This is a genomic window from Helicobacter mustelae (assembly GCF_900476215.1).
GTDB lineage: Bacteria > Campylobacterota > Campylobacteria > Campylobacterales > Helicobacteraceae > Helicobacter_H > Helicobacter_H mustelae.
This window is the reverse complement of the sequence record NZ_LS483446.1, coordinates 311,712-335,685: the sequence shown is the minus strand read 5'-3', so window position 1 is coordinate 335,685 and position 23,974 is coordinate 311,712. Positions and strand designations below refer to the sequence as shown.

At 43.0% G+C, this 23,974-nt stretch carries 21 protein-coding genes and 2 pseudogenes; 6 read left to right on the top strand and 17 right to left on the bottom strand.

The genetic code is table 11. From position 1 onward, the window contains the following. Positions 1-31: 31 nt before the first annotated feature. From DQN48_RS01575 to serS, 13 genes are read right to left on the bottom strand one after another with little or no spacing between them, the layout of a single operon-like run. Positions 32-970 (bottom strand): A/G-specific adenine glycosylase, encoded by a 939-nt coding sequence (locus tag DQN48_RS01575; protein WP_013022639.1) that lies wholly within the window; start codon positions 968-970, stop codon positions 32-34. Beyond that, on the bottom strand, positions 971-2,347 hold the full coding sequence (locus DQN48_RS01570) for an FAD-linked oxidase C-terminal domain-containing protein (protein ID WP_013022638.1): 1,377 nt from the start codon (positions 2,345-2,347) through the stop codon (positions 971-973). Next, the gene (locus tag DQN48_RS01565) at positions 2,334-3,281 is read right to left on the bottom strand and encodes a plasminogen-binding N-terminal domain-containing protein (RefSeq protein WP_013022637.1); all 948 of its coding nucleotides are present in this window, start codon (positions 3,279-3,281) and stop codon (positions 2,334-2,336) included. Before DQN48_RS01565 ends, DQN48_RS01570 begins: the two co-directional genes overlap by 14 nt. Beyond that, the gene (locus DQN48_RS01560; RefSeq protein WP_013022636.1) at positions 3,278-3,886 is read right to left on the bottom strand and encodes an NUDIX domain-containing protein; all 609 of its coding nucleotides are present in this window, start codon (positions 3,884-3,886) and stop codon (positions 3,278-3,280) included. The genes DQN48_RS01565 and DQN48_RS01560 overlap by 4 nt, the downstream gene beginning before the upstream one ends. Continuing rightward, on the bottom strand, positions 3,883-5,037 hold the full coding sequence (locus DQN48_RS01555) for a peptidoglycan DD-metalloendopeptidase family protein (protein WP_111713496.1): 1,155 nt from the start codon (positions 5,035-5,037) through the stop codon (positions 3,883-3,885). The genes DQN48_RS01560 and DQN48_RS01555 overlap by 4 nt, the downstream gene beginning before the upstream one ends. Before the next feature lie 41 nt (positions 5,038-5,078). After that, positions 5,079-5,651: a purine/pyrimidine phosphoribosyltransferase gene (locus DQN48_RS01550; protein ID WP_013022635.1), complete on the bottom strand. Its 573-nt coding sequence runs from the start codon at positions 5,649-5,651 to the stop codon at positions 5,079-5,081. Then, entirely contained in the window at positions 5,639-6,220 is a 582-nt protein-coding gene (gene tmk / locus DQN48_RS01545; protein ID WP_013022634.1) for a dTMP kinase, read from the bottom strand. The genes DQN48_RS01550 and tmk overlap by 13 nt, the downstream gene beginning before the upstream one ends. After that, positions 6,211-6,699: a pantetheine-phosphate adenylyltransferase gene (gene coaD / locus DQN48_RS01540; RefSeq protein ID WP_013022633.1), complete on the bottom strand. Its 489-nt coding sequence runs from the start codon at positions 6,697-6,699 to the stop codon at positions 6,211-6,213. Before coaD ends, tmk begins: the two co-directional genes overlap by 10 nt. Beyond that, entirely contained in the window at positions 6,696-7,238 is a 543-nt protein-coding gene (locus DQN48_RS01535) for a UbiX family flavin prenyltransferase (protein WP_041913257.1), read from the bottom strand. Before DQN48_RS01535 ends, coaD begins: the two co-directional genes overlap by 4 nt. 7 nt (positions 7,239-7,245) lie before the next feature. Beyond that, entirely contained in the window at positions 7,246-7,911 is a 666-nt protein-coding gene (flgA, locus tag DQN48_RS01530) for a flagellar basal body P-ring formation chaperone FlgA (protein WP_013022631.1), read from the bottom strand. Continuing rightward, a complete protein-coding gene (locus DQN48_RS01525) occupies positions 7,908-10,046 on the bottom strand; it encodes an ATP-dependent helicase (protein WP_013022630.1) in 2,139 nt (712 codons plus the stop codon). Before DQN48_RS01525 ends, flgA begins: the two co-directional genes overlap by 4 nt. Further along, positions 10,043-12,463 carry a tetratricopeptide repeat protein gene (locus DQN48_RS01520; protein ID WP_013022629.1) on the bottom strand — a complete coding sequence of 807 codons (2,421 nt, stop codon included), beginning with the start codon at positions 12,461-12,463 and terminating at the stop codon, positions 10,043-10,045. The genes DQN48_RS01525 and DQN48_RS01520 overlap by 4 nt, the downstream gene beginning before the upstream one ends. A 7-nt stretch (positions 12,464-12,470) precedes the next feature. After that, entirely contained in the window at positions 12,471-13,769 is a 1,299-nt protein-coding gene (serS, locus tag DQN48_RS01515; protein ID WP_013022628.1) for a serine--tRNA ligase, read from the bottom strand. A gap of 117 nt (positions 13,770-13,886) precedes the next feature. Between serS and glyQ the strand changes: the two genes are divergently transcribed. Continuing rightward, positions 13,887-14,780 (top strand): glycine--tRNA ligase subunit alpha, encoded by an 894-nt coding sequence (glyQ, locus tag DQN48_RS01510; protein ID WP_013022627.1) that lies wholly within the window; start codon positions 13,887-13,889, stop codon positions 14,778-14,780. Continuing rightward, positions 14,777-15,409 carry a tetratricopeptide repeat protein gene (locus tag DQN48_RS01505; RefSeq protein WP_013022626.1) on the top strand — a complete coding sequence of 211 codons (633 nt, stop codon included), beginning with the start codon at positions 14,777-14,779 and terminating at the stop codon, positions 15,407-15,409. Before glyQ ends, DQN48_RS01505 begins: the two co-directional genes overlap by 4 nt. Before the next feature lie 33 nt (positions 15,410-15,442). On the opposite strand, the pseudogene DQN48_RS07925 reads toward DQN48_RS01505, so the two are convergent. From DQN48_RS07925 to msrP, 4 genes and pseudogenes are all read right to left on the bottom strand, one after another. After that, positions 15,443-15,733, bottom strand: a pseudogene (locus DQN48_RS07925) (serine--tRNA ligase); the annotation flags it as partial. Positions 15,734-15,967: 234 nt separating this feature from the next. After that, complete coding sequence (locus DQN48_RS01495) at positions 15,968-17,335, bottom strand: L-serine ammonia-lyase (RefSeq protein WP_013022625.1); 1,368 nt, start codon at positions 17,333-17,335, stop codon at positions 15,968-15,970. Positions 17,336-17,345: 10 nt separating this feature from the next. Beyond that, complete coding sequence (locus DQN48_RS01490) at positions 17,346-18,578, bottom strand: aromatic amino acid transport family protein (protein WP_013022624.1); 1,233 nt, start codon at positions 18,576-18,578, stop codon at positions 17,346-17,348. A 294-nt stretch (positions 18,579-18,872) separates the two neighbouring features. Beyond that, positions 18,873-19,862, bottom strand: coding sequence for a protein-methionine-sulfoxide reductase catalytic subunit MsrP (gene msrP / locus DQN48_RS01480; RefSeq protein ID WP_013022623.1), 990 nt, complete (start codon positions 19,860-19,862; stop codon positions 18,873-18,875). A gap of 97 nt (positions 19,863-19,959) precedes the next feature. Here msrP and prfB point away from each other — a divergent pair, with 97 nt between their 5' ends. From prfB to DQN48_RS07895, 4 genes and pseudogenes are all read left to right on the top strand, one after another. Beyond that, entirely contained in the window at positions 19,960-21,057 is a 1,098-nt protein-coding gene (gene prfB / locus DQN48_RS01475) for a peptide chain release factor 2 (RefSeq protein WP_013022622.1), read from the top strand. Continuing rightward, a complete protein-coding gene (locus tag DQN48_RS01470; protein WP_013022621.1) occupies positions 21,054-21,899 on the top strand; it encodes a hypothetical protein in 846 nt (281 codons plus the stop codon). Before prfB ends, DQN48_RS01470 begins: the two co-directional genes overlap by 4 nt. Next, positions 21,896-23,221, top strand: coding sequence for a peptidase U32 family protein (locus DQN48_RS01465; RefSeq protein WP_013022620.1), 1,326 nt, complete (start codon positions 21,896-21,898; stop codon positions 23,219-23,221). The genes DQN48_RS01470 and DQN48_RS01465 overlap by 4 nt, the downstream gene beginning before the upstream one ends. Further along, positions 23,214-23,672: pseudogene (locus DQN48_RS07895) on the top strand (glycosyltransferase family 2 protein); the annotation flags it as partial. The gene DQN48_RS01465 and the pseudogene DQN48_RS07895, both read left to right, overlap by 8 nt. Positions 23,673-23,974 lie beyond the last annotated feature (302 nt).

The following is a 23,974-nucleotide window of genomic DNA, read 5'->3' as shown; positions in this document are numbered from 1 at the left end:
CTATCATCTTCTCATCCCACTTCTCAAAGCCTCAGGATGGACATTGCTTGAGTTTTTCTAAAATCTTCCTACTAAGGCTACTCATAGGGAACCTCTCTCTATCCTCTAATAACTCGATGCCCGCCTGCTTTGGCAGACTATAGAGGCGATAAATTTTTGCAGTAATTTTATAGTGCGTCCGCGTATGCTTCACTTCCCCAATCCATCTCCCGCTCTCTGGCAAAATCTCAGGGAAACTATAAAGGCCATTCCATTTTTGATCTCGAAACATCGCGACGCAACCCCCCTCTTCATAGACACCTAGATGCAGAGTGAGGGGTGTATACATCACTTTTTTGCCTGCGCTATAAAGAGAGGGATGATGTCTACCCTTGCAGGTGAGATGCAGTGGGCAAATCTTACAATGAGGATTTTTAGGAAGACAAACCAAAGCACCAAGATCTAGCAATGCCTGATTGTGATCAAAGGGGTTTTTAAGATTTAAAAAATCTTGTGCGATGCGGTGCAATGTTTTGTGACTGGGCGCAGTGAGCGCAAAATAACGACAGAAAAATCGCTTGATATTTGTGTCATAAAACCCCACTGCCTGGCCAAAGCCAAAACATAAAATCGCCCTTGCTGTATAATCCCCAATCCCAGGCAATGCCAAAAGAGAGTCCAAATCACTGGGCAGCTTTGTGCCAGTCATCCTTGCAGTTTTTAAAAGATTTTTAGCTCGAGAATAATATCCAAGCCCCTGCCAGAGCAGCAATACAGCATCTTGACTAGCAAGAGAAAGAGAATGTAGAGTAGGATAGGCGCGCATAAATGCATCAAAATACTCCAATACAGCGCTTACCCTTGTTTGCTGCAACATAACCTCACTGACATAGACCCCATAACTTGCCTGATCTCCCATGAGATTGCGCCAGGGAAGCTCCTTGCGCCCACAGCGCTCATACCACTCTAATAGCAGCTCTTGCTCATTCAATCATAATCCCATTTTACTTGGATTTAAAATATTATGAGGATCAAAGGCTTTTTTGATCGCACGCATCAATTCCATCTCTTGCTCGCTAAAAGCTAGGTGCATAAAAGGAGCCTTAGAAATCCCTATGCCATGCTCACCGCTTAGCGTTCCCTCTAATGCAATCACTAGCTCAAATAACTCCTCTACTGCTTGATATCCCAATGCTAGATTTTCCTCTGTGGGATTATCTATCATGATATTGACATGCACATTTCCATCGCCTGCATGTCCAAAGCAAGCAATCTTAAAGCCATATTTTGCAGAGATCTTCTCAATTCCTGCAAGAAGACCTATAAGATTCCCGCGCGGCACAGTGATATCTTCGTTGAGCTTTTTGCCATAAATGCTAAGGCTTTGAGAAGCATTGCGACGCAAAAACCAAATCTCTTGGCTTTTTTCTTTTTCATCCTCGCTCTCAAACTCCATGCAGTGATGCCTCAAAAACACAGTGCGCAAAGAGTGGATTTGATGCTCTAAGTGCACCTTTAAATCACTATCTACTTGCACAATCAAAATCGCTGCTGCATCATGAGGGAAGTTTTTGTTGAATTTTTGATTGAGGGCTTGAATGGTCAGCATGTCTAAAAATTCCAATGCCACAGGGATGATTCCAGAATTTAGCGTATCATATACTGCATTCATAGCATCTTGCATCCTAGCAAATACCCCCATTGCAACCTGCTCATATTTTGGGCGGGCTAGAAGCTTTAATGTAATCTCAGTGATGACAGCTAGGCTCCCCTCACTCCCACACAACAACCCCACAAGATTGAATCCTGCGACATCCTTGATGGTCTTTTTTCCAGCACGGATAATCTCTCCATTTGGCAGTACTGCGCGCAATGCCAAAACATAATCCTTGGTGATGCCATATTTCACCGCACGCATGCCCCCAGCATTTTCGCTCACATTGCCTCCCAAGGTACTAAAATCCTGAGATGCAGGATCGGGAGGATAGAATAATCCCAGCTCTTGCACAGCCTTTTGAAAATCCTTATTGATGACCCCAGGCTGCACGCGCGCAAGCATATTTTTTGTATCAATCTCTAAAATCTGATGAAAATACTTCTCCATAGCCAATACCACGCCACCGCTCACACAGAGCGCTCCCCCACTCATCCCACTACCCGCCCCACGAGGCACCACAGGAATCTTATGCGCGCTGCAATAAAGCAAAATCTTTGCAATCTCCTCTTCATTGCGAGGATAGATCACACAATCAGGCAAGAATTTTTGACGCGTGGCATCATAGGCATAGGCACGCAAATAAGCAGAATCATCCTCAAAATCCTGCGCGAGGAGTTTTTTAAAAAAATCTCGATGTTTAGGAGGCAGCATCTCTGCTCTTGGGCCCTTCTCTCTGCTCTTTTTTGAGCCTCTCTTCTTGTTTTTTACGCTCTTTTTCTTCTTTTTCCTGTTGTTTTTTACGCTCTTTTTCCTCTTTTTCTTGCCACTCTTCTTGAGCACGCTTCTTTTTTTCTTCTTCTTGTTTAATCTTTTCTTTTGCTTCCATTTCCTTGCGCACTGCCACCATCATGGTCTGATAATCGCGCTCTGGATGGACGAGATTGGTGAAATAGGGGAAATAATACTTGGATTTTTTGGAACCAAAAAGATTGGCAAACGTGCCGGTTTTAATCTCGTCAATCCGAGAATAAAAGGGGAATTTAGTCTCTTTGATGGAAGAGGTGTCCATTTTTTCTGATTGCAAAATCGCAAAACTCTGACAATCTAACACATCTAGGGCATTTTCATTAACGATGTACAAAAGCCCCACTGCATAGGTGTCGCAAGCTTGATGGAAAAATTTTTTGGTAGGATCATGACCGCCATATGCCAAGAGATACCCCGTGAGCAAATCTGGACTCAAAAACTTCACTTCTTGGTGTGCATCCTTGATTGCTTCATAGGTCTCCAGCGTAGGAGTCACCAAAAATGCCTTGCCATTGAGATTGTGGAAGACCACCTCATCCCCCACCTTAGGGATGCTTGTAAAATCGGGGAGATATTTTTGCTTTAAGACCTCAAAGACATGGTATTTTGCAGTTACCTGATCGCCTTTGACTGCAGTGATGGTGAGACCTTTGATGATAGCTGCAAAATTCTTGACTTGGATCTTCACCCATCCACTCTCTCCTACCTGCAAACCCTGAGCTTGGAATACAACTTCATCTGCAGCAGGATTGACCTTGATGACCTTGGTGCGAACCTCATCTTGGAGGCTGGCTTGCAAAACTCCGAGCAAAAAGCAAAGGAATGTGAAAATTCTCATATTTTTTTGTCCTTATTGAAGTGATACCATTGGATTCCTAGGAAGAGAGAAGAGGTTTTTGGAATTGTATCATCAAAAATAAAAGTTAGGGAATCCCCCAAAGGCAAATACAGCACCTCCAAACATTCCTCATCAATCCCCCCACCACTTCTCACACGGTCTTTTGCGCAGACAGAGGCAAAATACAGATGCTGGATGCTGCCATTATTTCCCGTGCTGTGGAAAAATGCCCCGATTTTGTGCAAAGACTTTGGGCTTACTTGATAACCACATTCCTCCAAAACCTCCTCGCTTGCAACCTCCTCCAAGCTCTTACCCTCCTTGTCCACAAGCCCTGCGCATAATTCATAAGTGTAGCCATCCAGACCTTTATTGTTACAAAATACTGCAGGACGAAATTGACGCACCAGCACAAAGGAGTTTTTATCCTTATCAAAAATCACAACCGCCACACCATCCATCGAACGTATAATGTCCCATTTTTTGGCCCTTCCCGCCTCTTTGTAATAGACAGAAAATGTCTTTATGTAAGGGGAGTTTTGCATTCTTTCAATCTCTATGCTTTGGTAATCCACATTTTTTTGTGTGGGGGGAAAGTATTTCACTGGCTTGCCACCTTGATGAGATAGGCTTTTTTGATCTGGAAATCATATTTTTGGCAAAGAGCATCAAGATCCTCTTGATATTTCTTCGCCACTGCTAGAAATTCCCTTTTTTTGGCGCCCTTGAGCTCGCTCCTGGTAGTTTGCACGATCCTCATAGGGTCGAGGGGACGATTGTTCTTGTACACGCCAAAATGCAAATGCGGCCCTGTGGAGATCCCTGTGCTACCTACTCTGCCAACAATCTGACCCTTTTTGATAAAGGTCCCTACACGGACTTTGGGATCCCTCTTACTCATATGCGCATAGAGCGTGCGGATGCCATCTCCATGAGAGATCTCCACCACATTGCCATATCCACCACGATGGCCAGCATACACCACCCTCCCCGAAGCTGCTGCATGGATGGGCGTACCATGAGATGCAGCAAGATCCACCCCATAGTGTGGGCGGACTTTCTTGAGTATGGGATGAAATCTCCCATAAGAAAATCTCGAAGAGATGCGATGATATTTCACAGGCATTTCCAGCAAAAATCCCACGACTTCCCTGCCAGAGAGATCATAGAAATTGTTTTTATAGTTGAAAAGATAATGGGATTTTTTATGAGTTTCTACCACAGCCGCCCTGATATCTGGAGTCGAATAGGTCCTACCTAGGCGGTATTTTCGCGTATAAATCATAGCGATTTTGTCATCTTTGAACATGAAATTTTTAAAATCAATGCTTTTGCGATAGATGTTTACGAATTCATTGGCCAGCACGCGGTCCTTGGTGTATTCCAAAATATCTTGATAAGGAGACTTTTGCAATGCCAAAACAAGGGATTTTTGGTGTGTGGTGTAAATGACAGGGATGAAGTCTAAGAAATACTGCCCATTTTTCCAATAAATATGCATCTGCACATCTTCGCTAATAGGAATGAGCACCTGCAAAACGCGCTTGTGATCCCGCAAGATATAGTAGCTAGACCCCACAGCCACCTCGCTTGCTAATTCTTTGTCACTGGCTGAGAGATTATAATAAAGCTTTGAGGGGAGTTGATTTTTTTCTAAGAATGCCAACAATGACAACCCACTACTCCACTCCAAACGCTCTCCAGTGGCACCAAAAAGCGGAATCAAAAACAAAAAAATACACAGGATTTTTTTCATTGCTCTCCCTTTTCACAAGCCAAGATTATAATCCTTTTTTTTTAATATCTCGCATCTGCTAGCACAATCCCAAAGAGCGCTTGTCCACCCGCTTTTTGCACACAAGAAGATGCTTCTAGCATACTCGTACCCGTAGTGATGATGTCATCAAAAATCACCACATCCCGCGCGCCGCTTTTATAAAAAAAATCCTTGGGGTGATTTTTGCGGAATTCTAGGTTCTTGCCTGCATATTGCACAGCATTTCGCGCATACAACTCTCCATAAATAGGCCTCACACAATGCCTAAAAGCGCGTAGAATCACACCAGAGTGAGAATAGGATTTTTTGGGATGATCATCAATGGCAATGCCATAGACATTCTGAGAGAGGAGTGTGCTTTTTTGCTGAGTGAAAAAATATCGCGCTGCATGCCCTGCAAGCAATGCAAAAACACGTGTGCCAATGGCATAGTATTTTGTAGCAAGCAAAAAAGAAACATCTTGGTAATCATAAAAACTATAAACCTTGAAATCACCTATAATGCGAATTTTGGGTTTGAGGATGAGATGTTGCTCTTGGCAGGATTTACAAAGAACACAAAGACTAAATCTGGCACAAACTATGCATCGCATGGCAGGGCTTTTAAGATTTCTTGATGCAAATCTCTTGGATTTTTCCCTGCATCAAGCACCAATCTCTCCACCCCCCTTTCTTTTTCTAGACGCTTGGTGATGCTCAATAAATTCTCTTGAACCCTTAGCAAATAATCCATTCCACGCTTTTCAATCACGTCATTATGCTTATTTTTGAGTCGCTTGCACAAGTCTTCTTGATCTATCTTAAACACAATGACTTTATCTGGCAAGAGGCCCTGCATGGCAAATAAATTCAGCTCATAGGCTTCTGGAAAGAGATCCTCTGCATAAGCAATTCCTGAAACAAAGCTGCGATCTGCGATGATGAGATCCTTTTTGTGTGGCAAGATCACTTCACTTATATGCTGGGCACGATCGGCTAGAAATAAGAAGAATTCTGCAGTAGGATTTAATCCCTCTTGCTCCAAAATCATTTTTCGTATCTTTTCTCCGATCCTGCTACCTCCTGGCTCTCTAGTAAAGATTGCATGGGGAAAAAGGGGCTTTAATAACTCAATTTGCGTAGTTTTGCCACTGGTATCAATGCCCTCAAATACTATATACATGGCTTGCCCTTAGATAAAATATATTCAAACACCGCATGGGGCACAATATGAGAAATTTTCCCTCCATACTCCAAGATATTGCGCACGATTGAGGAGCTAATAAAGGCATTTTTAAGACTGGGCATAAAATAAATCGTCTCTAGCTCTGTATTTAGCGAAGCATTGGCATAGCCCATCTGCAATTCATATTCAAAATCACTCATCACGCGCAAGCCTCGAATGAGCACACGCGCACCATTTTGCTTGGCAAAATCTGCAAGCAAATTATCAAATCCCACGCAAGAAACATTGCTAAAATCCCTAGTTGCTAGCCCTAGCATCTCAATGCGATCCTCTAGGCTAAAAAGAGGAGATTTAGCGCTATTCTTGGCTACTGCGACGATGAGATTATCAAAAAGCTCTGCGCTGCGTTTGATGACATCCAAATGCCCATTAGTCAATGGATCAAAAGTCCCTGGATAAATTGCGAGCCTTCTCATGCCTTCCACCTTCGATACAGATTGTGTGGGATTTGCAAGCTATCTAGCCATTTCCCAATCAAAAAATCCTCCATCCCCTCCAAATCCTCAATCCCTGCATAATATCCCAAAATCGGCGGAGCGATGATGACTCCAGTTTGCGAGAGGCGCAGCATATTTTCTAGTGCAATGGGAGAAAGAGGCATCTCACGCGGAGCTAGCAATAAAGTCTTGCGCTCTTTAATCATCACAGAGGCTGCACGAGTGATAAGATCATCTGCGATGCCATGAGAAATTTTGGCAAGCTTATTCATAGAGGTGGGGATGATTGCCATCTTTTCTACTCCAAAACTCCCTGAAGCAATGCAGGCTCCAAGATCTTGACAATCCAAAATCTCTAGTTTTTGAGAAAATTCCAAAGGAGTTTTTTCCTGTGTAATCACTTCCTTTGCTCCCCTGCTAAGCACCAAAAACAACTCCCATTCCTTGGGGAGATTGGAGAGAAATCTAAGACCCAAATGCACCCCACTTGCCCCACTGATTGCCAAAGTAAATTTCATATTTCCCTCACAAAATCTCTCCCATAGCATTGCTCAAAACCCTCACGCGCAGGGTTTTTTTGCTCTCGGGATTATAGGCCTCAATAATCGCATCCTTTGCGCCATCTTGCTTTGCAATCAATGTAAGCTGGATTTGCATATTTCCCTCTTTATAGATGGCAAGAAAACTATCATTTTTGCGAATCAAAATCTTATTTGCCACAAGAGAATTTACAATCATCCCACCGCTAGGGATGAAGATCTTGGCGCTGATATTATCAATATCAGAAAGGCCAATGGGGCTATTTTGCAAAGCCCCCAAGGGAATGGTTTTGATCAAAGTATTTTCCTTGGTGATGTCTTGGGATTTTTTGATTCCAATTTTGGCAAAAACCACTTTGAGATCGCCATGGATTTTATAAGCAATGCTATGGGTGTATTTTTTGTTTTCAAAGACAAAGATAATGCGCACCCTTCCATCCCCTCCAAATTTCTCATCCTCTAGTGCAATATGCTCTAGTCTTACCTCATTAATCTGACTAGAGGCATCGAGCAATAATTTTATCCCCTTGATTACAAGGGCATTATTTTTGTAATAGGCCTCATAATCCTGCTTGATTTTTTTCTCGATGCTCGTGATATTATCACTCCACAAAACATGCAAAAATGCCAGGAAGAAAAACCATTTTTTCATGACTCTACCTTTGTGACAAATCGAGAAAGTATAGGTTTAATCAATCCTCCAAAATTAATGGAGTAAATCTCATCCTCTCCACTCTTTCGCACTTCCTCCACGCGCCCAGTGCCAAAAACCTTATGCAATACCAAATCCCCCTTGCTGATGGTACCCATTTTCTTCTGGGCTATATTTTGGGATGTATGAGATTTTAGGATTTGGGATTCGAGCAAAAATCTTGATGGGCTGATTGGTTTGCGTATCCCTTGATGATAACGCGAATCCACATAGCTTACAAAAAGCTTTTTTCTAGCGCGTGTAAAAGCCACATAAGTGAGCCTGCGCTCTTCTTCCATATCCACCCCCTCACGCAACAAGGGAGTAAATCCCTCTTCTAACCCAATGACAAAAACATAATCAAACTCTAATCCCTTCGCAGTATGGATACTCATGCACTTGACCCCATGATCATTTTGCATGTCAAGCTCGCTCTCTAGCGGGATATCATTGAGAAAATCCTGCAGGATATGAGTGGGATTGTGATGGAAATAATCCTTCAATAAACCCTGGAATTCCTGAATATTTGCCAATCTATCATTCCCCCCAAACTCATCCTCATAGCAATTGCGGAGCTCAAAGCGATCCAAAAATACTCCAATAATCCTCTCTGGCTGCATCTCTAGTCCTCGCAGCTCCTCTAAGGTGCCAAAAAAACCTTTGAGATTTTTGAGGATCTTTTGGCTCAAAACCCCCTCATAAAGCCCTAGGGAAAATGCCTCTGCCACGCTGATTCTTCTCTCTTTTGCAAGGGAGAAAATCGCCTCTTTTGTGGTTTTTCCAATCCCTCTTTTTGGCTGATTGATGATGCGCTCTAGCGAAAAATCATCCCTATCATTGATGAGATAGCGCAGATATGCCAAGATATCCTTAATCTCTGCACGCTCATAAAATCGAATCGTGCCAATGAGACAATAGGGGATTTTTGCCTTGTTTAGCCCATCTTCTAGCGCGCGGGAGAGTGCATTGAGTCGGAACAAAATAGCAATCTCATCCACCCTTGCCCCCTCTCTCAAAAGGCTTTGGATTTTTTTTGCTAGCACCTGAGATTCAAGATTTTCATCTGGATTGTGGAGCAGTTCCACATTCTCTCCCCTGCCCTTATGACTATATAGCACCTTGCCTAAGCGCTGCTTATTGTGGGCGATGAGCTGATTGCTAGCCTCCAAAATCTCTTGACTAGAGCGATAATTCTCCTCTAGTCTGATGGTTTTTGTATCGGGGAAAAATTTATGAAAATTCAAGATATTCCCAATTTCTGCCCCCCTCCATCCATAAATGCTCTGATCATCATCGCCCACCACACAAAGATTTTGATGCGCGCTGCAAAGCTTTTCTAAAAGCTTGAATTGCAAAAAATTTGTATCCTGATATTCATCCACCATAATGTAAGCATAGCGCCTAGAGACTTCCATGGCAAGATTTTGATTTTGCTCCAAGATCTGATAGGGCAGCAAGATTAAATCATCAAAATCTATGAGATTTTGCTCAATGAGTGCTTGTTGGTATCCTTGATAAATCTTTGCGATGCTCATCTGCGTGGGATTTGATGCACTAGCAAAAAATCCCTCAGGCAGGATGAGGGAATTTTTGAGCTGGGAGATGATGTATTCTAGATAACCAGGGCTAAGCTTGGTGGGAGCAGAATCCTCATCTTCATTTTTGGTCTTTTGGATGAGGTTTTTTGGCATAAGTTCCTTTGAGCCTCTTAGAATCTCTGTGCTTACTTGCTTGATTAGCTTTTTTTTATCATCACTATCAAGCAGCACAAAATTCTCTCCGCGCCCCAACTCTCTAATATAGAATTTCAAAAACATCAAACCAAAACGGTGGAATGTGCAAAGAAGTGGGGGGTGAATGGGGTTTGACATCAAAGAGAGTGCGCGCTCTCGCATTTCTTTGCTCGCCTTGTTGGTAAAGGTCAGCATCAAGGTCTGATGCGCCGGGATACCCACTTCATCGATGAGATAGGCCAGGCGCGTAGTGAGGGTCTTGGTTTTGCCACTACCAGCCCCTGCGAGCACAAGAATGGGGCCATCAATGTGCTCTATAGCCTCTCTTTGAGCGGGGTTTAGGTCTTGGTAGGCTTTTGTCATAATTTTTTGGCTGCTTTTTGGAGGGCTAGGATCTTTGGCACATCAATCTCAAAATCAAAAAAACCCAGATCAAAGCTCCTGCCAATAATCATATTGTAGTGTGCGATAGCAGCCCTGAAATTCCCAGCCTGCTGATAGAGAATGCCCAGGGCAAAACGCGTCTCAAATTCTGAATCCGCATTCATTTTGGAGAGCTGCAAGAGCAAGCTGGCATTGTCCTTGTCATTCATGCCAACCGCTGCGACTGCTGCAAGAAACTGCGTGCGCGCATCATCCTCGCCAAGCTGGTTAATCAAGAGATTGTAGGTATCATAGGCCTGCTCAAATTTGTGCTGATAGATATTCACAAGCCCCAGGGCCTGCAAGATGCCATTATTGTTGCCAAGGGAGGAGGTGAGCTTTTGTTGCAAAAGATTTTCTTGGCTCTGAAGCGAGCCTGTAATAAATCCAATATGAGCATAAAATTCCCTAGCAAGTGCGGGGCCATAATAGACGCTATCAAGGTTATAGCGATTATCCACAAAAATATTATGCAGCTTGAGTGCAATTTCTTTGAAATTGGTATTGAAATTCTCTGCCACAGCATAGAAAACATTGGTAATAAAATCATTTTTGTACATGTCTCTTAAAGAGCCAAAGGCAGAGATGATGGCCTTATGATCTTTTTGACGAATCGCATAGGCAGCCTTAAGTGCATAATAGATGGATTTTTTTTCTTTGACATCATCCACCCAAGCCATCTCATCCCCGATGTTGTTATTGAGATAGCCCAAAAATGCCAACAAAAATTTGCGCTGCTCAGGATTTTTTGGCGCGAGATTTTCGAAATTCTTAGTGATTTCGTTTTGGATTCTTGAGGTATCTTTGTTCAAAAAATAAGAAGTGAGGATGGCAAACATTCCTGCATCCAATTCCTTGCTATCAAGATAATATGCCTTGATGAAATGCTTATACGCACGCCCATAATCCTCCATCTGCGCATACAATAATCCCGCATCATAATGCAAGATCGAGTGATTGGGATTTTTCTCTAGCACTTTCTTTAGTACGCCAATGGCCTTGCGCAGATGCTTTTTATCAACAAAACTCAAAGACTCCGTGATGCTTTTATCAATTTGTGCAATGGTCTGGCTTTGGATCATTTTCTCCTCAGAGGCTTGGATATTTTGCAGAGAAAGCGCCCCGCCTTCTTGCGTGAGCTCAAGCGCATCTTTGATGTTGAAAACCTTGAAGGGTGCATAATAAAAGAGCAGTTTATACGAAGCGGGGTCCTTGGGATCTAGGAATTTTTTTACAAAAATTTCTTGTGCCAAATTCACATCAAAAAGCTTGGGGGCTAGGGTGATTTTGATGGGATAGGCCTCAAAAGCCTGTTTTTTTGCCGCATCAGAAGCATTGATGGTATCTAGCATCCTTGCTGCATTGGCAAAGTCGTGCATTTTCAAAAACACGATCTGCAACGCCATTTGTGCACCCACATCCCCATGATTCTTGTTGGTATAAGAAAGCAGATATTCCCGTGCCTTTTTATAATCCCCAACCCGCCCATACAGTAAGCCAAGCATCTTTTTGTCTTTGTCTTGGGATTTTTCTAGGACCTTGATGGCATTGCTACTATCATCCAGGGTCAAAAAAGTGCGCATAAGCAAATCATCGCTCTTGCTCACAAAAGAGGGAGAATTAGGATGGGTGAGCGCACTTAATGCGGCAAAATAATTTTGCTGATAAAACTGAATGAGTGCATACAAATAGCTATAAAACTTTTCTTTGGACTCTTTGCTTAGCTCCTTTGCTGCAAGGTTGAGATAATAGCGATATGCCTTTTGATTCCCCAAATGGCGCGCTGCAACCCCAGCATCAAGGGCTGCTAGACTCACATCCTCACCCGTACTGATTGCCTCATCAAAGGACTTTATTGCTAGCCCATATTCCTTTTGGCGCATGCGCACCACCCCAAGATTGTAGCTAGCAAGTGACTGCGAAAAATTTGCAATCTTCTCAAAAACATTCAGCGCCTCTGTTACATCTCCATTGGTGTAGAGGACATCTGCTTTTTGAATCATACTATTGAGCTCATGATTATTGATGGAAGCGAGTATGCTATCTGGTTTGGGCAGAGAGGCAAGCAACTCTTGGGGAATATCTTCTTCTTGATTGCTCTTTTCTTGATTGGCTATCTCAATCTTTGTCTGAATGGGGAGGGTTTGCTTTTTTTTTGCATTTTTGTGGCCAAAAATCAGCCACAAAATCACCAATGTAATCAAAAGCAAAACAACCCCGCTCGCAGTGCCAGAATAGAGGATTTTCTGCTTTTTGGGAAGTTTTTTTAGCGACTTAAGGGCATCTTTGCACTTGCTAGAAATGCTCTCAAAAAAAACCAGAATCTTCTTTTTGCCTTGTTCCTCAGTATTTGCCATGAATCAATCACAAATAAGGCTTGAGTGCCTCTGGGATGGTGATGCTGCCATCTTTGTTTTGATAATTCTCCATAATGGCAATGAGCGTGCGCCCCACAGCCAGAGAGGAGCCATTGAGCGTGTGTACAAGGTGATTTTTTTTGTCCTCTTTGTATCGGATTTTTGCTCTGCGCGCCTGAAAATCCCTGGTGTTGCTAATGGAGCTGATTTCTCGATAGCAATTCTGCCCTGGCAGCCATACTTCAAGATCTACAGTATTGCTCGCACAAAATCCCAAATCCCCGCCACAAAGCTGGACTAGGCGATGAGGAAGCCCCAGTGTACGCAAAATCCCGCTTGCTGTATCTATCATTTTCTGCTGGATTGCATCACTTTGCTCAGGCTTTGTGATGGCAACCAATTCTACCTTATCAAATTGGTGCTGGCGGATCATGCCTCTGGTATCCCTCCCTGCACTCCCTGCTTCTTTGCGAAAGCAAGGAGTTTGTGTAGTGAGCAAAAGAGGCAAATCCTCTGCTTGGAGAATCTCATCATAATAGAGATTTGTAAGCGTGATCTCTGACGTGGAGATGAGATAGAGATCTTGTTTTTCTTCTTCCTCTCCGACATGAAGCGGATCCATATTGCCATCGATGCGAAACATATCTTCTGCAAATTTTGGCAACTGTCCGGTGCCAAAAAGCATCTTTTCATTGACAATCACAGGGGCTGAAACCAGCTCAAATCCTGCTTTTTGATTGCAATCCAGCATGAAATTAATGAGTGCGCGATTGAGTCTTGCACCCATGCCACGCAACACAGAAAAGCGACTCTTAGCAAGCTTTACGCCCCGCTCAAAATCAATCCAGCCATTTTGTTGGGCTAATTCCCAATGCTCCTTGGGGATAAAATCAAAGGCTCTTGGCTCAAGGATTTTGCTAAGCTCAAGATTCTCCCTCTCATCCTCTCCTCTTGGGGTTTTTTCATCAGGGATGTTGGGAATGACATAAAGCAGCTCTTCTAATGCCTCTTGCTTCATTCTCATAACTTCCATAGCTTGAGAAATCTCTTTTTTTTGCTGGTTTAGCCTTGCTTTGAGATTTTCTACTTCGCTGGAATTTTGGGAATCTTTTTGTGCCATCAAAGAGCCAAAAATCTTGGAGTTCTTATTCTGCTCTGCTTGCAGGGTTTCTAGCCCTTGTTTGGCGCTTTTGTATTCCTGCGCACGCGCCTTTAAATCCTGTAGCAAAACAGCCCCTACTTTTTTCTTCTGCAATTTCTGACTCACTGCATCAAAATCACTTACCAACAACCTCACATCAATCATTGCCTAGGCCTTTTTGTGAAAATTTCGCTGTAAAATTCTAGCATAAAAATCCATGGCTTTTTTGACGATTTGCCTGCTATAATTTCCCATGTTTATCCCAATTCTCAAAGGTATTTTATGCGGCCCACTTTTTCAAATATTTTGCTCAAACTTCAAGAATTCTGGAAGGAGCAAGGATGCATCATTGTGCAGCCCTATGACATCCCAGCGGGCGCTGGGACATTTCATCCAGCCACCTTGCTAAGGAGCCTAGATACTAAGCCATGGTCGGTTGCATATGTGGCCCCCTCACGTCGCCCCACAGATGGCAGATATGGAGAAAACCCCAATCGCCTAGGGAGTTACTATCAATTCCAAGTGCTCATCAAGCCAAGCCCAGACAACATCCAAGAGATCTACCTCAAAAGCCTAGAGGTACTGGGTCTAGATCTCAAAAAGCATGACATTCGCTTTGTAGAAGATAATTGGGAATCCCCAACACTTGGGGCTTGGGGCTTGGGATGGGAAGTGTGGCTAGATGGGATGGAAATCACGCAATTTACTTATTTTCAGCAAGTAGGAGGAGTGGCATGCGATCCCGTGGCCATTGAGATCACCTATGGAGTGGAGCGCCTAGTCACCTATATTCAGCAAGTAGAATCGCTCCTAGAGATAGAATGGGGGGAGAATACACTCCAAGAGAAGGTGAATTATGCTGATGTGCATTTGGAAAGTGAATATCAATTTAGCAAATATCATTTTGAAATCGCAGATACAAAAATGCTTTGGGAATTATTTTCTAGCGTACAAAATGAAGCAAGGCGCTGCCTGGATGCAGAATTGCCCCTTCCTGCATATGATCTTGTCATGATGAGTTCGCATTTCTTCAACATCCTGGATGCAAGAAAGGCCATCTCTGTCTCCCAGCGCCAGGAATTCATCCTCAAGATCCGCGAACTCTCTAAGAAGTGCGCGCTGCTATACAAAGAACAAGAGGGGATGCGAGAGGAGCGATTGCAAAACATCTCATGAAAATCCTTGCCTTTTTTTTGCTCAGCTTTTCCCTTGGGCTTGGAGCCCCTGGCGATGCTTTTGTCAAGCAAGGGCAGAGATTTTATGAGACAAAGGACTATGATGAGGCCAAGTCCTATTACCAGAAGGCCTGTGATATGGGAAATATGCTTGGCTGCAGTGGTATTGGGATGCTGTATGAAAATGGCTTTGGTGTGGAAAGAGACTACAAAAAAGCCAAACAATATTTTGACTTTGCCTGCAAAAATCATGATAGCTTTGGCTGCTTCCAAACAAGGCTGCTAGAAATTGGTCCCAAAGCAGAGAAATATTATCAGGCATTATGCGATGAAGATGAAGATGGCATAGGCTGTCAGAGGCTTGCAGATCTCTATTACAAAGAGCTTGGTGTAAACAAAAATCTCCAAAATGCCGCATTTTATTACCAGAGAGCCTGCGCGCTACTCGTCCCTGAAGCCTGCTTCAATCTAGCCATCATGTATGAGAGAGGTCAGGGAAAACTCAAAAAAAATCTAGAAATTGCGCTGGCATATTTTTATTTGGCGCGCAATTATTTTGAGAAGGAATGCCAAGAGGGGCAGGAGAGCTCCTGCAAAATCCTGCACAGTATCAACATGGTGCAAGACTAGCTCATGAATCTCGCACAAAACTAACCCCAGCCAAACCAGCTCAAATCCTGCTTTTTGATTGCAATCCAGCATGAAATTAATGAGTGCGCGATTGAGTCTTGCACCCATGCCACGCAACACAGAAAAGCGACTCTTAGCAAGCTTTACGCCCCGCTCAAAATCAATCCAGCCATTTTGTTGGGCTAATTCCCAATGCTCCTTGGGGATAAAATCAAAGGCTCTTGGCTCAAGGATTTTGCTAAGCTCAAGATTCTCCCTCTCATCCTCTCCTCTTGGGGTTTTTTCATCAGGGATGTTGGGAATGACATAAAGCAGCTCTTCTAATGCCTCTTGCTTCATTCTCATAACTTCCATAGCTTGAGAAATCTCTTTTTTTTGCTGGTTTAGCCTTGCTTTGAGATTTTCTACTTCGCTGGAATTGGGGGTTTGTGCAGGATTTTTTGGATTTTTGCGAGAATCTTAAAAGGAGCAGAGCCCTTCTTTGATGCAAAATATCGTGCGTTCTTTTAGACTACTGCAGCACCGACAGTGCGCTAAATATACACAGAGCTTGGAGGGTTAGCCACAGTTATTGAGCGTAAATGCCAGACCTCCTTGTGAAGTTTCTTTGTATTTGGAGTTCAAGTCCCTACCTGTGCGATACATCGTAGCAATGACCTCATCTAGGCTCACCCTAGCACTATTTTTGCGCAAGATTGCCATTCTTGCAGCATTGATTGCCTTGATGGAGGCGATAGCATTGCGTTCGATGCAAGGAATCTGAACAAGACCCGCCACAGGATCACAAGTCAGTCCCAAGTTATGCTCCATTCCGATTTCTGCGGCCATACAAACCTGTCTGGCATTACCCCCCAAAAGCTCTGCAAGCCCAGCTGCTGCCATGCTGCAGGCCACCCCGACCTCTCCCTGACAGCCCACTTCTGCACCGCTAATAGAGGCATTCATCTCATAAAGCAGACCAATTGCCGCACTCGTGGCAAAATAGCGCAAATACACATCTTGGGTAAGCTTTTCTATAAAGTGATCATAATAAAACAACACCGCTGGGACAATGCCACAAGCCCCATTTGTGGGCGCAGTGACAATCCTCCCTCCGCTGGCATTTTCCTCAGAGATTGCCAGTGCAAATAAATTCACCCAGTCAAAGATTCTCATGGGATCTTCTTGGTTGGCTTTATTGGCGATGAGTTCGCGATGTAAAAATGCCGCGCGACGGGGTACCTTCAAACAGCCAGGCAATAATCCCTCTTTTTCAAATCCTCGGTGCATGCAAGCTTTCATCGTGGAATAAATCCTATCAAAATATTGCTGGATCTCCTCCATGCTGTGAGAGACCAATTCATTTTCTAGCACAATACTAGAAATAGAAAGTGAGGTCTCATCACAATGCTCTAGCAGCTCCTTTGCAGAAGAAAAGGGATAGGGTACACTAATCCTATTGACATTTTCCTGGCCAAAATCCCTTTCCTCCACAATTCTCCCTCCGCCCACAGAATAATACGTCTTACTAAGCAATTCCCTCTCTCCTGCAAATGCGCTCAGCCTCAGCCCATTTTCATGAAGCTTCAAAAATTCTTTATGAAAGAGGATGTCCCTCTCCTCTTCAAAATCTAGGCTGAATTTCTCGCCATAGATTTGCAGAGTCTTTGTCTCGCGCAGGTTTTTCAAAAACTCTTGCGTGGCATCAATATCTACGTTGTCTGCAGTATTACCCGCTAAACCCAAAATGATGGCAATATCTGTCTGATGCCCCCTACCTGTCAAAGACAGTGAGCCATAGACATCTGCGATGATGCGCGTGGCTTTTTCCAACAATCCCGCACCAATCAGGGCATCCACAAAATTTTTGGCAATTTTCATAGGACCCATGGTATGGGAGCTAGATGGCCCTATCCCGATTTTATAAATTTCCAAAATGCTAATCACAAAGATTCCTTTAAAATAATTTATAGATTGCAGTTGAAATTGTAATCAAACCAAAGAATAAAACAAGCAGGTTCTGCCACAAATTTTTATATTGGCGCAATTGCGGGAATTTGTAGATGGCATAAAGCGGCATCAAATAAAGAATGATGGCCAAAATGGGCCCACCAATGCTCTCGATGATATCCAGGACACTGGGATTTTTGTATGCAACAAACCAGGCAACAAAAAATGTAATCAACACCGTAATTTTATTCGCGCTGGATAGAGAGATCTTGTGATTTGTGAGAGAAAGCAAGATGTGATTAAGTCCCTCACGCGCGCCCAAATAATGTCCAAAAAATGATTTTCCCATTGCAACAAATGCAATGACTGGAGCGACCATGGCAAAAGTTTTCATGTCTTCAAAATGATTAGCCAGATAAGAAAGAATGGGGAGATTTTGCTCTTTTGCTTCTTTGAAATCCATGGGACTCAAACACATTGCACAAGAAAATACAAAAAACATCACCGTAATCACCATCAAAACATTGCTCCCTGCAATGATGCTAGAAGCCTTTTTGTCTGCATCAGATCCATAGCTTTGCTTGCAATGCACAGCGAGCGAGGAAATAATAGGAGAATGATTGAAGGCAAAAACCATTGTGGGCAAAATTAAAAGCATCACAATCCACAAACTCTCTCCATTCACGCCATTAAAGCTAATATTTTCAAAAAGGGCTGTATTCCATTTGGGAATGAGCCACAATGCAATGCAAACAAGCACGGCAATGAAGGGAAATACGATCACAGACATGATTTTAATCACAAATTCCTCCCCAAAGCTCACCACCAGCATCAAAACACTCACCACCAAGAAAGAAAGCAGTAGGCGATTGGGCTCCTCTAGTTCTAATTGATGCACAAAAAAACTGCTGATATTATTGGTGATTCCCACACTATACACAAGCAAAATGGGAAAAATAGCAAAGAAATAAAGGAATGTAAGCACAACCCCTCCAAATTTGCCAAAGTAATTCTCCCCCACCACTGTAATATCCTCGTTTTTATCTGATCCCCCCAATACAAAGCGACACAGTCCGCGATGTGTCAAAAAAGTCAAAGGAAATGCAAGCACTAGCATCACAATCAAAGGGATCAATCCCCCCATCCCCGCATTAATAGGCAAAAACAATACGCCCGCACCAATCGCAGTCCCATAAAGACTTAACATCCACATCACGTCGGCTTTATTCCACTTTATCATTATCTCTCCTTTGTTGTTGTTTGTCGCTGTATATGATAATCTACTTTTCTGGCAAAAAAATGAAAAACTCGTGGATTTTTTGAGGAAATTCTAAAATGTTACCATTTGTATGCTTGAGGCATAAAAATTTTCTGATTAGTAAAAATATTTCTATTGATTTATCTCTTGTTTACAAAACTCGTTATTTCTGTGCGGTTATGAAATCTCAGGAACAAAACCCAAAAAACCCCTCTGGGCTCTGTTTGCAAGTAGAAACAAGAGACCATGATAAAAATCCCTTGGGATTCAAAAAATTTAGTAATTTTTCTCCAAGTTAAGATTTGCATACAATCTAGCCACCTCCTCCCCATAACCATTAAACATCTGTGTCCTCTGCCGTCTTAGAGAAAATCCCTCTCCAATGAAGCGCTCGCTTGCCTGCGACCACCTAGGATGAGGGACATCGGGATTGACATTTGCATAAAATCCATATTCATTTGCTGCGAGCTTTTCCCAGGTGCTGGTGGGCTGGTCTTTGGTAAGGGTGATGCGCACAATCGACTTAATATTTTTAAATCCATATTTCCAGGGCACCACAAGCCTTAGGGGGGCACCGTTTTGATTGGGGAGCTTACGCCCATACATTCCCACAGAAAGCAGAGTCAATGGATGCATCGCCTCATCAATCCTCAATCCCTCAATATAGGGAAATTGCATGAAAGACACAAGGCGTGGATTTTTCACCGCTGGCATGCTTTCTTGTTTGGCACTTTCAAAGACCACATATTTTGCCTGCATCATAGGCTTGGCAAGAGAGAGCAAATGCCTTAATTCAAATCCCACCCAAGGGATATTCATACTCCAAGCCTCCACACAGCGAAAACGATAAATCCTCTCCTCTAGGGGCATTGTCCGCAGAATCTTTTCTATCGAAATCTTCATAGGATTTTGTACTTCTCCATCTATCACCACATCCCAAGGAGAAGTTTGCAAAACACTGGCATAACGGGCGGGATCATCTTTTTGCATTCCAAATTCATAAAAGTTATTGTACGTGCTGGCCTTCTCATAGGGAGTGATGTTCTCTAAAACATAATTTTTATTTTGTTTGTAGTGGATTTGCGCATCTCCTTTGAGGCCTTGTAGAACGGGAGCTTCTTGCCCAAATAATCCTCCCCCAAACATCACATTACCCAATCCCAATAATGCAGCATCTCTCAAGATCTTACGGCGGGCCTGATACACCCCCTCATCACTGACCTCATTCTCACCAATTTCCCAAGATTTTTTCCTGCCAATCCACATGTTTTCCCTTTCTCATTCCCAACAATCATTGATGATAAAATCAGAGTTTTTTGGTAGAATCTTGCCAAATTTTTTTCAATAAAAAGTTAGGAGTAATATGGATTCTTATGAGTATAGCGAGCTACTCAAAACCCTCAAAACAAAGGTGGATAGCATTCATAAAATCATCAAACCCGATACCCTGAAAGAAAGGCTTTGTGAAATTGAAAAACTACAGCAAGATCCAAATTTTTGGAATGATGCAAAAAGAGCCGGGGAAATAGGAAAAGAAAAATCAAAAATAGAGAGGATGCTTGCCACCTACCAAAATGCCAAAAATTCCATCGATGATGCTAGGGAACTTTTTGAGATCTCTGCAAATGACACTGATACACTAGAGCTTTTGTTTGCAGAATCCCAAAACCTAGAACAAGAGATTAAAAAAGTCGAGATTGAGGTGATGCTAAGCGGAGAGCATGATGGGGCAAATGCCATTGTGACCATCCAGCCAGGTGCTGGAGGCACGGAGAGCCAGGATTGGGGGAGTATTTTGTATCGCATGTATTTGCGATGGTGTGAGCGCAGGGGATTTAAGGCTGAGATTTTGGATTATCAAGATGGCGAGGAGGCTGGGATTAAGGGTGTGGCTTTTTTAGTCAAGGGGGAGAATGCCTATGGCTATATGAAAACAGAAAGTGGAGTGCATCGTCTGGTGCGAAACAGTCCTTTTGATGCCAACACCAAGCGCCACACCAGCTTTGCAAGCGTGCAAGTAAGCCCAGAGCTAGATGACAATATAGAAATTGACATTGAAGAGAAGGATCTAAGGATTGACACCTATCGCGCAAGTGGTGCAGGCGGACAACATATCAACAAAACAGAATCTGCCATTCGCATCACCCACCTTCCCACAGGCATCGTCGTGCAATGTCAAAATGATCGCTCGCAACACAAAAATAAAGCCAGTGCGCTCAAAATGCTGCAGAGCAAACTCTATGAGCTTGAGCGCGAAAAGCAAAATAGCTCCGTGGCCACGCAGGAAAAAAGCGAGATCGGCTGGGGGCATCAGATCCGCAGCTATGTACTAAGCCCCTACCAACAAGTCAAAGACAATCGCAGCAATATTGCCTATAGCAATGTCGAAGCGATTTTGGATGGGGATATTGATAGTATTATTGAGGGAGTATTGATTTCTAAAACAAAGGAGAAAAGATGAATCAAGAAGAATTGGATGCGCTTCTCAAAGCAGAGCTAGGGGAAGGAAATGCAAAAAAATCAAAAAAATCAAAGAAGAGCAAGAAAGAAGAAGGGGTAGAAGAGCTATCAGAGGATCTAGGAGAAGGGAGTGAGGGCACAGAGCAAGCACTAGAAGAGATAGAAAACACAGAGCAAGCACTAGAAGAGATAGAAGAACTCCCAGAGGAAATCAAAGAAGAGCTAAAAGATGCCAAGGAGGCAGAAGAGGAGATAAAAGAAAAAGAAGAAGAAAGCAAGGAATCTTCAAAATCCAAAGATAAGGAGGTATCTTTGAATTTGCCTGTGGACAATCAACACAAGGTGATTTTTCAGCTTGATGAAGTGGCAAAGGATTCAGAAATCCATGCCAATGAAGTATTCACGGAGCTAGAAGGGATCCAAGAATCCAACATGGCGCTGCTTGATGGGCTAAAGAGCATCTCCCAATACGCTAACTCCCAAAAAGAAATCTTTGAAAAATTATCCAGCAAATTTCCCAATATCCAGATCTTTAGCAGCGCACTAGAAGAAACCCAACAAAATCTAGCGCTCATCAAAAGCCTGGAGGACAAAATCAATGATTGTGACATGAGCATCAATAATGCTATGAATGCAATGCAATTCCAAGACATCTATCAGCAAAAAATCAATCGCATCATCCACATCATCCAATCCCTCGTACAATATGTCAATAGCCTCTTTGAAAGCAAGGAAGTTGGCAGATCTGCCCCAGCACGACATATTGTCGGCGATGACACAAAAGACACCTTCTCCCAAGATGAAATCGAAAAGCTCATTAATTCCTTTGGGAAAAATCCATGAAAAAAGTACAGCTCCTCTCTCCTGCAGGCGATCTCACTAAGCTTAAAATCGCGCTAGATTTTGGCGCAGATGCGGTGTATGGAAGTGTGAGCCATTTTTCCCTGCGAAATCGCGCGGGGAAAAATTTCGACCTTGATACCTTCGCTCAAGGCATTGATTATGCGCACAGCCATGGCAAAAAGGTCTTTGCTGCAGTCAATGGCTTCCCCTTCAATCATCAAATCAAGCTCTTAGAGCGCCACATCTCTCAAATGGCAGAGCTAGGGCCTGATGCCTTCATTATCGCTGCTCCTGGCGTGGTGCGCCTGGCAAAAAAATTAGCCCCTCAAATCCCCATCCATCTCTCCACCCAAGCCAATGTGCTAAATGTTTTAGACGCGGAGGTCTTCTATGAAATGGGTGTACGCAGAATCGTGGCTGCTAGAGAAATGAGCCTTAAAGATGCCATAGAAATCAAAAAACAGCTACCTAATCTTGAGATAGAAATTTTTGTACATGGAAGTATGTGCTTTGCATTTTCTGGGCGCTGCTTAATTTCTTCTTTGCAAAATGGGCGTGTGCCCAATCGTGGGAGTTGTGCCAATGATTGCAGATTTGATTATGAATATTTTGTAAGGGATCCTGAAAGTGATAAACTCATACCTTTTAAAAATGAGCTATTCATCAAGGCACCAGATAATGATGTGATGATTAAGATCGAAGAAGAGGAGGGCATCGGATCGCATATTTTTAATTCCAAAGATCTCAATCTCGCCTCTCACCTCAAAGAAATTTTAGATTCTGGGGCAATTGATGCACTAAAAATTGAAGGGCGCACCAAATCCACCTATTATGCAGGCATCACTGCGCGCACCTATAGAATGGCAATAGAAGATTATTATGCGCAAAACAATCGCAAAGAACTCTATCAAAGCGAGTTAAACACACTCAAAAACCGCGGATTTACTGATGGCTACATCATTCGCCGCCCCTTTGAGCGCCTAAACACCCAAAACCACCGCACCGCCATTAGCGGGGGAAATTATCAGGTTTGCGGCGAGGTGCTAGAAAATGGGGAAGGCTTTATGTGCAAATTTACCACGCGCCCCTATGATATTTTAGAAATCGTTGCACCACTAGATTGCAAGCTCCCCTTGATAGAAAATGAAATTGGAAGAATCTATGAAGATGGGGGGAGGTTTTTTTTGGTGCTTTATAAGATCCTAGCAGGAGAAAAGGAGCTAGATGTCATTCATAGCGGCAATCTCCATAGCATCAAGCTTCCTGCCAAACTCCCTGCTCATAGCTTTTTGCGAGTGCCCATGCCCCAAAGCAATGAGTAATCTCAAAAACATCAGCGTCTGCATCATCGCAAAAAATGCAGAAAGGACCCTAAAAGAATGCCTGCAGGCACTTATAAATTTTGATGAAGTCATTTTACTGGATAATGAAAGCAGCGATGCCACGCTAGAAATCGCACAAAAATTCCCCAATGTGCACATTTTCACCAGTCCCTTCCTTGGATTTGGAGCGCTAAAAAACCTTGCTATTAGCCATGCAAAACATGACTGGATTTTGAGCATTGATGCGGATGAAATTTTAGAAGAAGAAGGTTGTGCTTTGATTGCTAGGCTTTCTTTGGATCCGCACTGCATCTATGCCATCAATCGCAAAAATCACTACGATGGCGAGTGGATCAAAGCTTGTGGGTGGTATCCAGATTTTGTATGGAGACTTTTTTGCAAGCATCACACAGGATTTAGCAACAATCTCGTGCATGAGAGCCTCGTAATAAAAGAAAACACCAAGCGTGAAAAACTCCCCATCCATCTCAAACACTACACAGCACAGAACATCTCTGACCTCATCTCTAAACTCCAAAACTACACCGATCTTGGCGCACAGGAAAGCAGCAAAAATTCCTCCATGCAAAAGGCGGTTTTTCGATTTTTCTGGGTATTTTTCAAGGATTATTTTTTGCGTTTTGGGTGGAAATATGGCTACAAGGGCTTTGTAATCGCGTGGTTCCATGCGCTGGGTTCTTTTACTAAATATGCAAAAATTTATGAAAAAAACAAAAATGCCAAAAATCCTAA

Excerpts from the sequence above, each read along its gene's own strand:
- flgA (WP_013022631.1), bottom strand. The coding sequence starts at position 7,911 with ATGAAAAAATGGTTTTTCTTCCTGGCATTTTTGCATGTTTTGTGGAGT.
- DQN48_RS01465 (WP_013022620.1), top strand. The coding sequence starts at position 21,896 with ATGAAAAAAGTACAGCTCCTCTCTCCTGCAGGCGATCTCACTAAGCTT.
- tmk (WP_013022634.1), bottom strand. The coding sequence starts at position 6,220 with ATGTATATAGTATTTGAGGGCATTGATACCAGTGGCAAAACTACGCAA.
- msrP (WP_013022623.1), bottom strand. The coding sequence starts at position 19,862 with ATGTGGATTGGCAGGAAAAAATCTTGGGAAATTGGTGAGAATGAGGTC.
- serS (WP_013022628.1), bottom strand. The coding sequence starts at position 13,769 with ATGATTGATGTGAGGTTGTTGGTAAGTGATTTTGATGCAGTGAGTCAG.
- DQN48_RS01490 (WP_013022624.1), bottom strand. The coding sequence starts at position 18,578 with ATGATAAAGTGGAATAAAGCCGACGTGATGTGGATGTTAAGTCTTTAT.
- DQN48_RS01565 (WP_013022637.1), bottom strand. The coding sequence starts at position 3,281 with ATGAGAATTTTCACATTCCTTTGCTTTTTGCTCGGAGTTTTGCAAGCC.
- DQN48_RS01520 (WP_013022629.1), bottom strand. The coding sequence starts at position 12,463 with ATGGCAAATACTGAGGAACAAGGCAAAAAGAAGATTCTGGTTTTTTTT.
- DQN48_RS01550 (WP_013022635.1), bottom strand. The coding sequence starts at position 5,651 with ATGCGATGCATAGTTTGTGCCAGATTTAGTCTTTGTGTTCTTTGTAAA.
- DQN48_RS01470 (WP_013022621.1), top strand. The coding sequence starts at position 21,054 with ATGAATCAAGAAGAATTGGATGCGCTTCTCAAAGCAGAGCTAGGGGAA.
- DQN48_RS01555 (WP_111713496.1), bottom strand. The coding sequence starts at position 5,037 with ATGAAAAAAATCCTGTGTATTTTTTTGTTTTTGATTCCGCTTTTTGGT.
- DQN48_RS01535 (WP_041913257.1), bottom strand. The coding sequence starts at position 7,238 with ATGAAATTTACTTTGGCAATCAGTGGGGCAAGTGGGGTGCATTTGGGT.
- DQN48_RS01505 (WP_013022626.1), top strand. The coding sequence starts at position 14,777 with ATGAAAATCCTTGCCTTTTTTTTGCTCAGCTTTTCCCTTGGGCTTGGA.
- DQN48_RS01570 (WP_013022638.1), bottom strand. The coding sequence starts at position 2,347 with ATGCTGCCTCCTAAACATCGAGATTTTTTTAAAAAACTCCTCGCGCAG.
- DQN48_RS01525 (WP_013022630.1), bottom strand. The coding sequence starts at position 10,046 with ATGACAAAAGCCTACCAAGACCTAAACCCCGCTCAAAGAGAGGCTATA.
- prfB (WP_013022622.1), top strand. The coding sequence starts at position 19,960 with ATGGATTCTTATGAGTATAGCGAGCTACTCAAAACCCTCAAAACAAAG.
- glyQ (WP_013022627.1), top strand. The coding sequence starts at position 13,887 with ATGCGGCCCACTTTTTCAAATATTTTGCTCAAACTTCAAGAATTCTGG.
- coaD (WP_013022633.1), bottom strand. The coding sequence starts at position 6,699 with ATGAGAAGGCTCGCAATTTATCCAGGGACTTTTGATCCATTGACTAAT.